We start from the raw sequence: 14,008 nt of genomic DNA, 5'->3' as shown, positions 1-14,008 counted from the left end.
TCAATCCTTTCAGGCAGAAGGGCCAGAAACATGAAGGTCATTATTTGCGGCGCGGGTCAGGTCGGCTGGCAGATTGCGCGGCACCTTTCGGGTGAATTGAACGACGTCACCGTTGTCGACAACAATCCCGACCTGGTTCGGCGGGCGACCGAAACGCTGGACGTGCAGGGGATCGCCGGGTTTGCAAGTTATCCCGATGTGCTTGAAAGGGCAGGCGCGCGCGATGCGGACATGATCATCGCTGCGACCCATTCGGATGAAGTGAACATGGTCACTTGCCAGATGGCGCATTCGGTCTTTTCGATCCAGCGCAAGATCGCGCGACTGCGGTCAAAATCTTATCTTGAGGCGATCCACTCGGACCTTTACCGGCGCGATCATCTGCCGATTGATGTGGTGATCAGCCCCGAACGCGAAGTTGCCGCTGCTGCGATGCGCCGCCTGTCGGCCCCGTCCGCCTTTGACACCGAGATTTTCATGGACGGCAAGGCGCAGCTTTTGGGTATTCGCGTGGATGAAGACTGCCCGATCGTGAACACACCTTTGCGGCAACTGACCGATTTGTTCTCAACGCTCAGTTCGATCGTAGTGGGGGTGCGTCGCGATGGCACGCTGTTTGCACCAGAATCCGAGGATCAGCTGTTTGTGGGCGACGAATGCTACGTCTTTACCAATGTAAAAGACGTGGATCGCACTATGGAGGTGTTTGGCAAGACCCAAAAGCGTCAGGATCGTGTGGTGATCGTGGGCGGGGGCAATGTCGGGCTTGAAGTGGCGCGAACTCTGGAAGAACAAAAAAGCCGCGTGCGCGCCAAAATCGTCGAGCGGGATCGCCGATGCGCCGAGATCGCCGCCGAGGCGCTGGAACGAACGATTGTGCTGCACGGTGATGGCCTTGATGCCAGTTTGTTGAGCGAAGCCGGTATCGACAGAGCGGATGCAATGCTGGCGGTTACGGATGACGACCGCACGAACATGCTGGCCGCTGTACGCGCCAAGGCCGAGGGTTGTGCCCTGGCGATCGCTTTGATCAATGATCCCAGTATGGTGGCCCTGATGGGACCTTTGGGGATTGATGCGTATATCAATCCGCGGGCAACCACCGTCAGTTCGATCTTGCGCCACATCCGTCATGGCCGGGTGCGACAGGTCTACTCGATCGGAGATGCTGAGGCCGAAGTGATCGAGGCTGAGGTTCTTTCAACCTCTCCCATGGCGGGTCAAAAGCTGCGCGATATCGATTTTCCCGAGGGCGTACTGGTGGGGGCCGTGCGCAAAGGAGATGAGGTTATGCGACCGACGGGCAGGCTCAGGATCGATGAAAAGGATGTCGTCGCGATCTTTGCCATGGCCAACGACGTGCCTGAGGTCGAACGCCTGATGCAGGTTTCAATCGATTTCTTCTGATGGCGCATGCGGGGATACAACAGATCGGGCTAATGCGGCGGTTGCCGCTGTTTCTTCTGATCTGGGCTATTGCGTCACTGGCCATGTGGATTCCGGCAGTTTACGCGCTGGCGCTGGATGATCACGATACATCGCGGTCGTTTTTGTACTCCGGTATCATAGGGTTGTTTCTGGTCGTCAGTGTCGCACTGGCCTCGTCCAACCGTGTGCCAAGGCGCGGAACTTTGGGACAATTGGCGGTGATGCTTGCATGTTTCACCATTCTGCCTGTCTTTCTTGCGATTCCATTTCACGATGCGCTGGGAACGACCACATTCCTGAACGCCTATTTTGACATGGTCAGTGCCCTGACAACCACGGGGGCGGATCTGTTTCCGGATCCAGACCGCCTGACGGCCCCGCTGCACCTGTGGCGCGCCTTGGTTGGATGGATGGGCGGTTTGCTGATGTGGATTGCCGCCGCGGCAATCCTTGCGCCTTTGTCGCTGGGTGGGTTCGAGGTCACGGCCCGCGGTCAGCCGGGTCGCCCGGTATCGGGTGTTGCGCAAAGCGAACGCGTTGATCCGCGCGGTCGACTGATCCGTGTGGCAAAGGGACTGACCCCGGTCTATGCCGGGTTGACGGCTGTGATCTGGATTCTTCTTCTGATCGCAGGCGAAACCGGACTGACAGCCGTTTGCCACGCAATGTCGGTCATGGCGACGTCCGGAATTTCTCCGGTGGGCGGCATGGAAGGCGCGCAGGCGGGCTTCACGGGTGAGGCGATCTTGTTTTTGTTCCTGTTCTTTGCCCTTTCGCGCCTGACATTTTCGACCGACACGGCGACATCCGGTTATTCCCGACTGGATACGGACCCGGAGTTTCGCATTGGCCTGATGATTGTTCTGGCCGTTGCGGCGTTATTGTTCTTTCGCGTTATTGCTGGTGTTACGGAAATCGGTGGGCAAATCGAGCCTTTACAGGCATTGCAGGTCATTTGGGGTATGCTGTTCACCGTTCTGGCCTTTCTGACAACCGCCGGGTTTGAAAGCGCAAACTGGGATGATGCGCAGCAATTATCTGGTCTGGGAACGCCCGGATTGTTGCTGATGGGGCTGGCCCTGATCGGTGGAGGGGTTGCGACCACGGCTGGCGGTGTGAAACTGCTGCGGGTTTTTGCCCTGTACTTGAACGGTGCGCGCGAGATCGACCGGTTGATCTATCCCTCATCCGTCAGCGGGGTTGGAGGTGGCAACCGACGCATTCAAAGGGACGGCGCGTTTATCGCCTGGATCTTTCTGATGCTCTTTGCGCTGACACTGGCGGTGTTCAACCTTTTGCTGGCCGCAATGGGGGCTGGGTTCGAACAGGCCATGGTGCTCAGCGTCGCAACGCTCAGCACGACGGGTCCGCTGATTGAATTGGCCACTGATGTTCCAATCCGGTTGATCGACCTGTCCGCAGGGGCCAAGCTGACGCTGTGCGCGGCGATGGTCATTGGCCGGCTCGAGACGCTTGCGATCATCGCCCTGATCACCCCTTCGCTGTGGCGGGATTGAACCGGTTGGATCCCGTCGTCTTTAGTGCTTAATTTTTCGTCTGGAATATCTTACCGCGGCACTCCATACTCACCGGGAGGGAGCGCGTTGGTCCGCAACGCGTAGCAAGAACAATGGCGAGATTATCATAATATGGCTTCGGACAGACAGAATCTTCAGGATGCTTTCCTGAACAATGTACGGAAAGCTAAGGTTCCGGTTACAATTTTCCTGATCAATGGCGTGAAATTGCAGGGTGTGATCACCTGGTTCGACAATTTCTGTGTATTGTTGCGCCGCGACGGACAGTCGCAGCTGGTGTACAAGCACGCGATTTCAACCATCATGCCATCACAGCCGATCAACCTGTATGAGGGCGAAGACGCCTCTTGATGGAACATGACCGGACGCGCACCCGGGCCTGGGTGCTGCATCCCGAAATCAAATCAGATGAACAGCGCCGCGTTCCCGAACCGGCGCTGGCCGAGGCGGTTGCGCTGGCCGCCGCTTTGCCCGATCTGGACGTGATCGGGTCTGAAATCGTTCGCCTGCAACGCGCCCAACCCGGCTATTTGTTTGGCAGTGGCAAGATCGAGGAACTGGGCGAGCGGCTTCGTGAAAACGAGGTTGAACTGGTTCTGATCGATGGGCCGGTGACCCCGGTTCAGCAGCGCAATCTGGAAAAGGCATGGAAGGTCAAGATCCTCGACCGGACCGGGCTGATCCTTGAGATTTTCAGCGACCGTGCGCGTACCCGCGAAGGGGTGTTGCAGGTCGAAATGGCTGCGCTCAGCTATCAGCGGACGCGGCTGGTGCGGGCCTGGACCCACCTTGAACGTCAGCGTGGCGGCTTGGGATTTGTCGGCGGACCTGGCGAGACCCAGATCGAAGCCGACCGTCGCGCCATTGACGAACAACTTGTGCGTCTGCGTCGCCAGTTGCAGAAAGTAGTCAAGACCCGCACGTTGCACCGTGCTGCGCGGGCCAAGGTGCCATATCCGATCGTTGCATTGGTTGGATATACCAATGCCGGGAAATCTACTCTGTTCAATCGGCTGACCGGGGCCGAAGTGTTGGCCAAGGACATGCTGTTTGCCACGCTGGATCCAACTATGCGCCGCGTGCAACTGCCCGATGGCCCGGAAGTGATCCTGTCGGATACGGTGGGTTTTATCTCGAACCTGCCGACCGAGCTTGTGGCGTCTTTTCGGGCCACGCTTGAAGAAGTATTGGGCGCTGATCTGATTGTTCACGTGCGTGATATCAGCCATGAGGAAACCGAAGCGCAGGCGCAGGATGTCGAAGCAATCCTGACCTCGCTTGGTGTCGACGAAGAACGCCCCCGGCTTGAGGTTTGGAACAAGACTGACTTACTGAGCGCCGAAGAAAAAGACGCTGCATTGGCAAGGGCGGATCGCGATCCGGCCATATTTGCCATCTCGGCAGTTACCGGCGAAGGCGTGACCCCTTTGCTTTCCGAGATTGCAGCAATCCTGCAAGGGGCCCGGCACGAGGATGTTCTGAACCTGACCTTCGCTGAAGGTAACAAGCGGGCGTGGTTGTTCCGACAGGATGTTGTACAATCCGAAGAGCAGACCGAAAAAGGGTTCCGTATTACTGTCCTTTGGACGGATAAACAGGCTGCTCAATTCGAAACACTATAGAAACGGCGAAGTGGCGGAACTTGTCTGACACATTGGATCAAAGAGTATTTCTGACCGGATTTATTGATGTCCCAGCGGATCGCCTTGAAGATGTGCGCGCCGCTCTGTCCACTCATATCGCCCTCACAAAGGCGGAAGAGGGTTGCCTGTCGTTCGATGTTGTCGAGGATCAGATCACACCCGGACGGTTCACTGTATCAGAGGTTTTTGTGAATCAGCGGGCATTTGATGCGCATCAGCGGCGGACGAAGGCATCCGAGTGGTTTCTGATTACGCAGGGAATACCGCGGAATTATGCGATAGAAACCGCGGGCAAAAAGACAACCTAAGTCATGTGCCGTAAAGTTGCCGCTGTATATCATCGGTGTCGAACCAGCCGACTGACGATTGTACAAGATGGTCAGGTGCAAGTTCCCATTCATCCCATCCGCGCGCGATAACATAGTTGCCGGTCTGGGCATGATGCCCTTCACGTGTCCAGACAAACAGGGCGTGAGAGCCAGCCCATCGCATCATGTCGCACCGCACTTCCAGATCCGGAAAATCGGCATAGACTTCTCGGGCCATTTCGGCAATCGCGGCACGCCCTTCGACAGGCTCACCCCGGTTGGTTGTGATCCGACCGTCCTGCGTGAAAAAACTGGCAACGGCATCGGCGTCACCTGAACTCCAGGCGATCGCGTAATCTCGGGCAAAGTTGTTCAGAGTATCCCGAATGCTGGCCATAGTTTCCCCCTGGTCCGAAACAGTTCGCCCGGTGATGGTAGGCGAAACTGCCGCGTGGCGTCCACGGTCCGGACAAAAAGGGGCGGGGACTCGCCGAAACCCCGTTGCTTAGCGTGGGATCAGATTGGTCACTCCGACAGCAGCGGCGCGGGCAAGGTCAAGGTCCAGCGACATGGGAATATATTCGCCACGCCGCCACAGCTGCGCCTGATCGTCGTAATAACGCGACAGGAAATGGCCCGATTGGCCGGTAGCCGTGATAAAGACCGAGCTGTTGGGATCGGCAAAGTCATACACACCGCGATACCCGGCTCCGTGCACGTTCTGAAACGGGTCGAGCCCTTCGCCCGACGTGCGCCCGCGCAGCAAGGTGTTGTCGCCGCCACTGGTCGATTGTCGAATGTTCACAAAATACCGAAGTATAGGCACGTTTCCCAGAACGGGGTGATCGTGGGTTGCCTGATGCGCATCACCCCAGCGTAGGGATTCAAGTGTGCTACCATAGCGTTCGGTGATCCAGATCAGCGCATCATCCAATGCAAGTCGAGCCATTTCGGTACAGGTTTCAATCGGCGCGCTTTGTCGTACATCGCACCAGACACCGGCGCCATCAATGTCACGATAGACCCGCTCGATGAACAAAGGCTCGACATGTTTGAATTCGCTGGCCAGCGGCCCCAGCTCGTCCGAGATCAGGCGGATCTGAAGGGCCCGCACCCAGGCTGCGTAGATCAGCGGTTCGGGCAGATGCTCGTTCATCTCGCCGTTCCAGTCCGCCAGCAGCGACAGCGCAATCTGGCGCTGCCGTTCGGGCGTCCCTTCAGGGGCCGAGGCACCGGTGTACCAAAGGTCAGCACCGATCAGCGGCAGCAGAGAGCGCGCGGTGAAACTGACCGTATCCAGTTGCGCCTCAATGAAACTGTCGCGGGTATGCACCTCACGCGATTGCATCAGGCGTTCCCAGCGATGTACGCGCTGAGTGTCACCCCACTCGTAGGACACATGATCCGGGAACGGGCGGTCGATGATCTTGTTGTTGGTGTTGCCCAGAACGCCACCGGCAGGGGCCACGAATTCCGGGTTGTTGGCGTAAGGTAGGCGACCTTGCCAGCGGTTTGCTTCGATCCAGCCGGGTGTCGGAATGCGTCCGCGGCTTTGGTTTTGCAGATCACGCCGGGGCATGGCGCCAATCAGTTTCATCCCTATTGTCGTTTTGTCGACCAGTGACAGGTTTTGCGAGGGCGCAATGAATTGCCGCGCCACGGTTACGGCGTCCTGCACGTTGTCCGCGTTCATCAGGGCCATGGACGCCGTCATCGAAGTGTCTTGCGGGCTGAGCGCAGTCCAGGACAAAGACGCAACATGGCCGGGCGGTGTGATGGTTTCCAGCTTGTAATCCGTACCGGGCAACACTGGCCCGTTTTCAGTCCAGCGCAGCGTCAGTGTAACCGGAGCTTCCCCCTTGATTTCAATGATCGAAGGACGGGTCTGGAATTCCTTATAGCCATCCGGGGTCAGGTATTCTTCGGGGTTTTCCGGGTTCAGCTGCTCAATATGAATGTCCTGATCGTCAAGATAGGATGACGTCACCCCCCAACCCAACCGGTCACTGCGACCGGTCATGATTGCGGGAATACCAGGGATCGAGGCCCCAATGACGCTTCCCTTTTCCAGACCAAGATGCGCCAGATACCACACGCCGGGTGCTGTGAAGCCGAGATGCGGGTCGTTGGCCAGTAATGTTCCACCGCTTGCCGAGCGCGAAGGCGCAGCAGTCCAGGCGTTTGATGCCCCCGCCAGCCCGCGTTTGGGAAGGGGTGACAGCAGCGTTTCAGGAAAACTCGTACCAGCGGCATAGCGTGGAAGGTTGGGAAACAGCGAAGCATATTCAGGCAACGCAGCAATGCCGGGGCCGGGAACATCGGGCAGAATATCTGCCAGCCTGTCAGGATTGCTCAGCATCAAAGACGTACGCGCCCGCAGAACCTCGTCGGTCAGGTGACCGGACAGCTGCAGCGCCATAAGCTTGATCACGGCAATACTGTCACCCGGTTGCCAGGGCGAGACGGGTGCATTGAACAGGAACATCTCAGGCGCGCCGCGCCCCAAGGCCTCGTCGTTGATCTCGGTCAGGCGTGCGTTGACCCCGGCCGCATAAGCACGAAGGGCAGCCTTGGTATAGTCGTCCTGCACTTCGACCGAGCGATGGGCAAGGCCGTACAGATCCAGCCGGCGCAGCAGCTTGTCAACGCGCAGGGTGCGTGGTCCAAAGATTTCGGACAAGCGGCCCTGCGCGGTGCGGCGCATGACCGTCATCTGCCACAATCGATCCTGCGCGTGGGCATATCCAAGACCGAAAAACACATCCGGGTCATTTTGGGCCAGTATGTGCGGCACATTGGCGGTGTCGCGCACGATCTCAACCGGAGCGGTCAACCCGTTGACTTCGAGTTTCTGGTCATAATCCGGCAGGGATTGGCTGGCCAGAAAATAGACAAGGCCCATTGCGGCGAGGATCAGCATGATCAGACCCGACACGATGCGCACCAGCCAGCGGAAAACAAGACCCATTACTGCCCCAAATTCTAGTACATGAAGGTTGCGCGGAGATTAGTGGATGGCGGGTCCAACCGAAAGAGGAACGCGGCAAGAACCTGTGCAGAAAGGATGAAAACAAATACCCCACCGCAGCATTCCGCTGTGATGGGGTTTGTCAGAAGAAGTGGGAAGCCCGAGTTATGGAATAATGCGGGTATATTTCGTGCCTTCCACGGTCGCACCGATCTGAAGCCCAGCCTGTCCGAAGATGGCGGCCAGAACGGGCGAGCGCAGTGTCGTTGTGTCTGTCGACAGGGAATCGCCCTGATCGCTGACCACATAGCCAATATCTGCTCCGGCTGTCCAACCACTGGAGCGCCGGAAATCGTTCAGGGCGTCTTCGGTCATGAAAAACAGAACATGCGCATATTGCTGCGCGCCGATCTGTAGCCCGGCCGTGCCCTTGACCGCCGAATAGAAGTCAACTGTTGCACCGCTGATGCGCAGTGCGCCGCGACCGTAACCGCCACCGAACACGAAACCGGCTTCGGTAATCAGCGGCATGACCAGCATGCCGTTGGCCTTGTTCGCAATTTCAACCGTATTGGGATAGCGGCTGTACATCTCGGTCAGCGTGGCGTCGACCCGGGCATCGATTGTTGCTGCGTTGGAATTGCCGACACCGTTGCCGCAGGCGGCGGTCAAGCTCAGACCTGCCATGCCCAAGGCAAAGCCGCGACGATTCAGTCGGGGGGAGTTGGAACTGCTCATGGTTTTATATCTCTGTAACTGTGCCTGATATGCCGGGTGATCCCGGTCTTGGCGGCAAGGATACGCCGATCAGGGCGATGTGTCACGGGAAAGCTGCCCGATCGGGCAATCTTATCGGCGAAATATCGCGAAACTTGCGGGCTTTATCCCTGCAGGATGCGCGCAACCTGAGGAGAGAAATAGGTCAGAATTCCATCGCAACCGGCGCGTTTGAAGGCGAGAAGGCTTTCCAGCATCACCTTCTCGCCATCGATCCAGCCGTTCTGGGCTGCGGCCTGAATCATCGCGTATTCGCCCGATACCTGATAGGCATATGTCGGCGCACCGAAACTGTCTTTCACGCGGCGGCAGATATCCAGATAAGGCATGCCCGGCTTGATCATCACCATATCCGCGCCTTCAGTCAGATCGCGTTCGATCAGGCGCAAAGCCTCGTTCGAGTTTGCGGGGTCCATCTGGTACGTCTTCTTGTCGCCCGTCAGGGCCCCCGATGCGCCGACCGCGTCGCGGAAGGGTCCGTAGAACGCACTGGCGTATTTTGCGGCATAGCTGAGGATCATCACGTTGTGAAAGCCTGCACCTTCCAGCGCGCGACGCATTTCCCCGATCCGGCCGTCCATCATGTCCGACGGGCCGATGATATCCGCACCGGCGTCGGCCTGTGCCAGCGTCATCTTTACCAGAGCCTCGACGGTCTGGTCGTTGACGATTTCGCCGTCAACGACATATCCGTCGTGACCGTTGATGTTATACGGGTCAAGCGCCACATCCGTCATTACGGCAATGTCCGGAGCCGCTGCCTTGATTGCCCGGATGGCCCGGTTTGACAGGTTGTCGGGGTTCCATGCCTCGGCGCAGTCTTCGGTTTTCAGTGCCGGATCGGTGTAGGGAAAGATGCAAATCGCAGGAATCCCAAGGGCCTGGGCCTCGACCGCTGCTTTGGCAATCAGGTCAACCGATCTGCGAACCACACCAGGCATCGAGGGCACGGGCTCTTCAATGCCTTCGCCATCGCGTACGAAAACCGGCCAGATCAGGTCATCCGTTGTCAGAGTGTTCTCACGCACCAGCGCACGAATTGCCTGTGATTGACGGGCGCGGCGAAAGCGGGTCATGGGAAATGGGGCAATGGTCGGTTTCATGGCGCGTTCTCCTTGAACATTCGTGCATTGGGTGGCATGAATTCACAAAGGTCTCAAGGGTATCAATGGACGCGCGCCTAGATGGAACCCCCCTGAGTAGTGTGAATAAAGGGTTGGGTTTGGACTGGTACTCTTCGATCTTTGAACTCATCGACATGCGCAGCTTTTCGAATCTGTGGTTCTGGATCGTACTGGCGGTACTCTGGTCGTCGGCCAGCCACTGGGTGATGGGCATCCCATATGATCTGGTTGTCCGTGCCCGCCGGATCGGAGGTCAGGTCGAAACCGATCTGCTCGACATCGTTCGCATCCATACAAATCGGATTCTGCTGATTGTCGAGATGTCTGGCACCATCCTTTTGGCGTTTGGGTGTTTTCTGTTTACCGGGATGGCCACGCTTGGGTTCTATTATGACGTCGAATTCGCGCAGGCCCTGTTTTTGCTTTTGTTCCCAATGACCTTGGTGCTTTTGATCAATATCGTGCATGCAAGGCGTCTTCGGCGGCAGGAAATGACGCTTGAAACTGTCTCAAAAACAATTTCCCGCTGCCGACTGTATACCCAGATCATTGGCATGATCTCGATACTGGTCACTTCGTTCTGGGGCATGTATCAGAACCTTTCGATTGGCGTTCTGGGATAGAAGATTCTGAAAGGCGAGGCGATGAAGGCTCCGAACCACGTGACAGTTGGCGGTGCCCCCGAAGGGTTTGACGCACAGCTGGTGCTGAACGAGATTGCCCGCAGCAAGGGGCCGGTGGCCCATGTCGCACGCGATGACAAGCGGATGGAAGCGATGCGTTCCGCACTGGCGTTCTTTGCGCCTCAGATGCCTGTCTTTGTGTTTCCGGGCTGGGATTGCCTTCCTTATGATCGGGTCTCGCCCAATGCGGATATCTCGGCGGCGCGCGTCGCCACACTGGCGGCGCTGGTTCACCAGATGCCCGAACAGTATGTATTGCTGACCACGCTGAACGCCGCGACCCAACGCGTCCCGGCACGAGAGGTATTGCGTGAGGCGGCGTTTACTGCCCGAGTTGGCCATCGCATAGATGAAACCGCGCTGCGAAACTTTCTGGTGCGTATGGGGTTCACCCAGAGTCCAACGGTGATGGAACCCGGCGATTACGCCATCCGTGGCGGCATCATCGACATCTTCCCTCCGGGAGAGACGGGCCCGGTTCGGCTGGACCTGTTCGGTGACGTCCTGGACGGCGCGCGCCGCTTTGATCCGGCGTCTCAGCGAACAACCGAAAAGCTGGACATCGTTGAACTTGCACCAGTATCTGAAGTCATCTTGGACGAGGCCGCGATAACCCGGTTCCGCCAGAACTATCGCATTGAATTTGGTGCCGCCGGTACAGATGACCCATTGTATAAGGCCGTAAGCGCGGGCCGCAAACATCAGGGGATCGAACACTGGCTGCCGTTCTTCCACGAAAAACTTGAGACGCTATTCGACTATTTGCCGGATGCGGTGATCACTGTCGATGATCAGGTGACGCCCGCGCGTCTGGCGCGTTGGGATACGATTGCCGATCAGTACGAAACCCGGCGACTGGCGCTGGAAAACCGATCCCGCATGGACACGGTCTATAAACCCACACCTCCGGGGTTGTTGTATCTTGACGATAACGCCTGGGAGGCGGCGGTCGCGGATCGTCGGGTTTTGCAGTTCAGCCCGCTGCCGCAAGCCTCTGGCCCCGGTGTCATCGACGCGGGAGGACGCATCGGGCGCAACTTTGCACCGGAACGCCAGCAGGAAAGCATCAGCCTGTTCGGTGCTTTGGCCAGTCACATCACTGCAAAGCTCGACAAAGGACCGGTGCTGATCGCCTCATATTCCGATGGCGCGCGGGAACGCCTGACCGGCCTGATCGAAGACGAAGGGTTGGCCGAGGCGATACATGTGGCCAATGGCACCCGCATTGGTAAACGCGGCTTGCACCTTGCCGTCTGGGCGTTGGAACATGGGTTCGAAACTCCTGATCTAACGGTGATCGCGGAACAGGATGTGCTGGGCGACAGGCTGATCCGTCAGCCCAAAAAGCGCCGCAAGGCTGAAAACTTTCTGACCGAAACCCAATCGCTCAGCCCCGGTGATCTGGTTGTACACGTGGATCACGGCATAGGTCGTTACATGGGAATGGAGGTCGTCACCGCAGCCGGTGCCGCCCATGAATGCCTGTTGCTGGAATATGCTGAACAGGCAAAGCTGTACCTGCCGGTCGAAAACATAGAACTGCTGTCGAAATACGGTCATGACGAAGGTCTGCTGGACCGTTTGGGCGGTGGCGCATGGCAGGCAAAGAAGGCCAAGCTGAAAGAGCGCATCCGCGAGATGGCCGATAAGCTGATCCGCATCGCCGCTGAACGCGCGTTGCGCAAAGCCCCGGTCATGGATCCGCCGCCCCACGCGTGGGAGGAATTCAGCGCGCGATTCCCGTATCAGGAAACCGAAGACCAGTTGCGAGCGATCTCGGATGTGATGGAAGATATCCATTCCGGCGCACCAATGGATCGTCTGATCTGCGGTGACGTCGGCTTTGGCAAGACCGAGGTTGCCATGCGCGCCGCATTTGTCGCCGCCATGTCGGGCGTTCAGGTTGCGGTTGTAGCGCCCACGACCCTGCTGTCCCGCCAGCATGCCGCGAGTTTCAGAGAGCGCTTTCGGGGGTTCCCGCTGGAGGTGCGGCAATTGTCGCGCTTTGTTTCGTCAAAAGAAGCCCAGAAAACCCGTGACGGGCTGGCCCGCGGGACAGTGGACATTGTGATCGGAACGCACGCTCTTTTGGCCAAGAACATACGGTTCAACAATCTGGGGCTTTTGATCATCGACGAGGAACAGCATTTTGGCGTGGGACATAAGGAACGGCTGAAACAACTGCGCTCAGACATTCACGTGCTGACCCTGACCGCGACACCGATCCCGCGCACGCTGCAACTGTCGTTGACCGGCGTGCGCGACCTGTCGATTATCGGAACACCTCCAATCGACCGACTGGCGATCCGCACCTATGTCAGCGAGTTCGATGCCGTTACAATCCGAGAAGCGCTGCTGCGTGAACACTATCGTGGGGGGCAGAGTTTCTATGTAGTACCGCGCATCTCGGACCTGCCTGAGATCGAAGAATTTCTGAAAGATCAACTGCCTGAGCTCACTTATGTGGTCGCCCATGGCCAGATGGCAGCGGGTGAGCTCGATGATCGGATGAACGCGTTTTATGACGGGAAATTCGACGTGCTGCTGGCCACGACAATCGTCGAAAGCGGGCTGGATATTCCGACGGCGAATACGATGGTCGTGCACCGCGCGGACATGTTTGGCCTTGCGCAGCTCTATCAAATCCGGGGCAGGGTGGGGCGCTCGAAAACCCGTGCCTATGCTTACCTGACCACCAAACCGCGTCAGAAATTGACCGCTGCCGCCGAGAAACGCCTGCGTGTTCTGGGCTCGCTGGATACGTTGGGGGCCGGGTTCACTCTGGCCTCGCAGGATCTAGACATACGTGGTGCGGGCAACCTGTTGGGTGAAGAACAATCCGGCCAGATGCGAGATGTCGGCTATGAGCTTTACCAATCTATGCTGGAAGAGGCGATTGCCAAGATCAAAGCCGGTGAAATGGAGGGGCTGTCGGATGCGGACGATCAATGGGCCCCGCAGATCAATCTGGGTGTGCCGGTTTTGATCCCCGAGAACTATGTGCCAGATCTGGATGTGCGCCTGGGGCTCTATCGCCGCCTGTCATCGCTGTCGACAAAAGTCGAACTGGAAGGCTTTGCTGCGGAATTGATCGACCGTTTTGGCAAATTGCCGAAAGAGGTGAATACCTTGATGCTGGTTGTGCGGATCAAGGCCATGTGTAAACACGCCGGGATCGCAAAGCTTGACGGCGGGCCGAAAGGCGCGACCATCCAGTTTCACAATGACAAATTCGCCTCGCCGCAGGGACTGGTTGAGTTCATTCAGAATCAACGCGGTATGGCCAAGGTCAAAGACAACAAAATCGTCGTGCGCCGGGACTGGAAAAAGGACAGCGACAAGATCAAAGGAGCTTTTGCAATTGCCCGGGATCTTGCTGAAAAAGTGGTCGCGGCGCAAAAAAAGGTCAAAGCAGGTTGAGATGTGAGAGGGGGCTCTGCCCCCGCTGCGCGTTCCGCGCATCTCCCCCGGGATACTTACGGCCAGATGAAGAAGCGGATCCCTGCTTCATCTGGCTAAAAATATCCCCGCCGGAGGCA

11 protein-coding genes are annotated in these 14,008 nt (G+C 57.8%); 7 read left to right on the top strand and 4 right to left on the bottom strand.

Features of this window, described 5'->3' with window-relative positions; genetic code table 11:
* The first annotated feature begins 30 nt into the window (after positions 1 to 30).
* The 5 genes from trkA (at position 31) to ACR0BZ_RS05285 (ending at position 4,917) form a co-directional block, all read left to right on the top strand.
* Positions 31 to 1,407 carry a Trk system potassium transporter TrkA gene (trkA, locus tag ACR0BZ_RS05305; protein WP_480919643.1) on the top strand — a complete coding sequence of 459 codons (1,377 nt, stop codon included), beginning with the start codon at positions 31 to 33 and terminating at the stop codon, positions 1,405 to 1,407.
* On the top strand, positions 1,407 to 2,945 hold the full coding sequence (locus ACR0BZ_RS05300) for a TrkH family potassium uptake protein (protein WP_480919642.1): 1,539 nt from the start codon (positions 1,407 to 1,409) through the stop codon (positions 2,943 to 2,945). Before trkA ends, ACR0BZ_RS05300 begins: the two co-directional genes overlap by 1 nt.
* A gap of 132 nt (positions 2,946 to 3,077) precedes the next feature.
* Positions 3,078 to 3,317, top strand: coding sequence for an RNA chaperone Hfq (gene hfq / locus ACR0BZ_RS05295; protein ID WP_005982826.1), 240 nt, complete (start codon positions 3,078 to 3,080; stop codon positions 3,315 to 3,317).
* Positions 3,317 to 4,588, top strand: a complete 1,272-nt coding sequence (gene hflX, locus ACR0BZ_RS05290) for a GTPase HflX (RefSeq protein WP_480919641.1) — start codon at positions 3,317 to 3,319, stop codon at positions 4,586 to 4,588. The genes hfq and hflX overlap by 1 nt, the downstream gene beginning before the upstream one ends.
* A gap of 20 nt (positions 4,589 to 4,608) precedes the next feature.
* The gene (locus ACR0BZ_RS05285) at positions 4,609 to 4,917 is read left to right on the top strand and encodes a putative quinol monooxygenase (RefSeq protein WP_480919640.1); all 309 of its coding nucleotides are present in this window, start codon (positions 4,609 to 4,611) and stop codon (positions 4,915 to 4,917) included.
* Position 4,918: 1 nt separating this feature from the next.
* Here the strand turns inward: ACR0BZ_RS05285 and ACR0BZ_RS05280 are convergent, their stop codons facing one another.
* The 4 genes from ACR0BZ_RS05280 to hemB all read right to left on the bottom strand — a co-directional run bounded on the left by ACR0BZ_RS05280 (position 4,919) and on the right by hemB (position 9,765).
* A complete protein-coding gene (locus tag ACR0BZ_RS05280; protein ID WP_480517229.1) occupies positions 4,919 to 5,314 on the bottom strand; it encodes a nuclear transport factor 2 family protein in 396 nt (131 codons plus the stop codon).
* A gap of 108 nt (positions 5,315 to 5,422) precedes the next feature.
* A complete protein-coding gene (locus ACR0BZ_RS05275) occupies positions 5,423 to 7,885 on the bottom strand; it encodes a penicillin acylase family protein (protein ID WP_480919639.1) in 2,463 nt (820 codons plus the stop codon).
* A 165-nt stretch (positions 7,886 to 8,050) separates the two neighbouring features.
* Positions 8,051 to 8,623, bottom strand: a complete 573-nt coding sequence (locus ACR0BZ_RS05270; protein WP_209503773.1) for a lipid-binding SYLF domain-containing protein — start codon at positions 8,621 to 8,623, stop codon at positions 8,051 to 8,053.
* A gap of 143 nt (positions 8,624 to 8,766) precedes the next feature.
* On the bottom strand, positions 8,767 to 9,765 hold the full coding sequence (gene hemB / locus ACR0BZ_RS05265) for a porphobilinogen synthase (protein ID WP_480919638.1): 999 nt from the start codon (positions 9,763 to 9,765) through the stop codon (positions 8,767 to 8,769).
* Between the two features lie 119 nt (positions 9,766 to 9,884).
* Here hemB and ACR0BZ_RS05260 point away from each other — a divergent pair, with 119 nt between their 5' ends.
* On the top strand, positions 9,885 to 10,409 hold the full coding sequence (locus ACR0BZ_RS05260) for a component of SufBCD complex (protein WP_480919752.1): 525 nt from the start codon (positions 9,885 to 9,887) through the stop codon (positions 10,407 to 10,409).
* A 21-nt stretch (positions 10,410 to 10,430) separates the two neighbouring features.
* Positions 10,431 to 13,889 (top strand): transcription-repair coupling factor, encoded by a 3,459-nt coding sequence (mfd, locus tag ACR0BZ_RS05255; protein ID WP_480919637.1) that lies wholly within the window; start codon positions 10,431 to 10,433, stop codon positions 13,887 to 13,889.
* Positions 13,890 to 14,008: the final 119 nt, after the last annotated feature.

The organism is Ruegeria sp. P8, assembly GCF_056534665.1.
This window is presented reverse-complemented; position numbering and strand designations above follow the sequence as displayed.

Excerpts from the sequence above, each read along its gene's own strand:
- trkA (WP_480919643.1), top strand. The coding sequence starts at position 31 with ATGAAGGTCATTATTTGCGGCGCGGGTCAGGTCGGCTGGCAGATTGCG.
- ACR0BZ_RS05300 (WP_480919642.1), top strand. The coding sequence starts at position 1,407 with ATGGCGCATGCGGGGATACAACAGATCGGGCTAATGCGGCGGTTGCCG.
- hfq (WP_005982826.1), top strand. The coding sequence starts at position 3,078 with ATGGCTTCGGACAGACAGAATCTTCAGGATGCTTTCCTGAACAATGTA.
- hflX (WP_480919641.1), top strand. The coding sequence starts at position 3,317 with ATGGAACATGACCGGACGCGCACCCGGGCCTGGGTGCTGCATCCCGAA.
- ACR0BZ_RS05280 (WP_480517229.1), bottom strand. The coding sequence starts at position 5,314 with ATGGCCAGCATTCGGGATACTCTGAACAACTTTGCCCGAGATTACGCG.
- ACR0BZ_RS05275 (WP_480919639.1), bottom strand. The coding sequence starts at position 7,885 with ATGGGTCTTGTTTTCCGCTGGCTGGTGCGCATCGTGTCGGGTCTGATC.
- ACR0BZ_RS05270 (WP_209503773.1), bottom strand. The coding sequence starts at position 8,623 with ATGAGCAGTTCCAACTCCCCCCGACTGAATCGTCGCGGCTTTGCCTTG.
- hemB (WP_480919638.1), bottom strand. The coding sequence starts at position 9,765 with ATGAAACCGACCATTGCCCCATTTCCCATGACCCGCTTTCGCCGCGCC.
- mfd (WP_480919637.1), top strand. The coding sequence starts at position 10,431 with ATGAAGGCTCCGAACCACGTGACAGTTGGCGGTGCCCCCGAAGGGTTT.